Annotated in this window: 1 protein-coding gene; it reads right to left on the reverse strand. The window is 56.5% G+C overall.

The features are described 5' to 3' along the window. Positions 1-818 (reverse strand): Ig-like domain-containing protein (locus tag AC1DVP_RS21285; RefSeq protein ID WP_477185472.1); only part of this gene is annotated, 818 nt, incomplete at its 3' end. Between the last annotated feature and the right edge of the window lie 20 nt (positions 819-838).

Here is an 838-nt window from a genome sequence, read left to right on the forward strand (position 1 = left end):
GTGCCGGCATATAAAGTCCCGCCTGCTGGAGCAGAATACCATTTGATCCCTGCTCCTGACACGGCTAGGTCGCTTACTTTTTTAGCTTCCGCAGAGCAGTAGGTCTGAGCCGAAGCTGTCGGGGCTGAAGGGCTGGCCGTGATCGTTACCGATACCGAAGCCCGCGCACTCTCACAGCCGTTTACCGTCTCGCTGGCATAATAGGTTCCCGTAACAAGCGTCTCGGTGCCGGCATATAAAGTCCCGCCTGCTGTAGCTGAATACCATTTGATCCCTGTGCCTGACACGGCTAGGTCGCTTACTTTTTTGGCTTCCGCAGAGCAGTAGGTCTGAGCCGAAGCTGTCGGGGCTGAAGGGCTGGCCGTGATCGTTACCGATACCGAAGCCCGCGCACTCTCACAGCCGTTTACCGTCTGGCTGGCATAATAGGTTCCCGTAACAAGCGTCTCGGTGCCGGCATATAAAGTCCCGCCTGCTGKAGCAGAATACCATTTGATCCCTGTGCCTGACACGGCTAGGTCGCTTACTTTTTTAGCCTCCGCAGAGCAGAATGTTTGTGCAGTTGCTGTTGGGGCTGAAGGGCTGGCCGTGATCGTTACCGATATCGAAGCTCTCGCGCTCTCACAGCCGTTCACCGTCTGGCTGGCATAATAGGTTCCCGTAGCCAGCGTCTCGGTGCCGGCATATAAAGTCCCGCCTGCTGTAGCTGAATACCATTTGATCCCTGTGCCTGACACGGCTAGGTCGCTTACTTTTTTGGCTTCCGCAGAGCAGTAGGTCTGAGCCGAAGCTGTCGGGGCTGAAGGGCTGGCCGTGATCGTTACCGATACCGAAGCTC

This window comes from Flavobacterium sp. P3_A6, assembly GCF_056403035.1.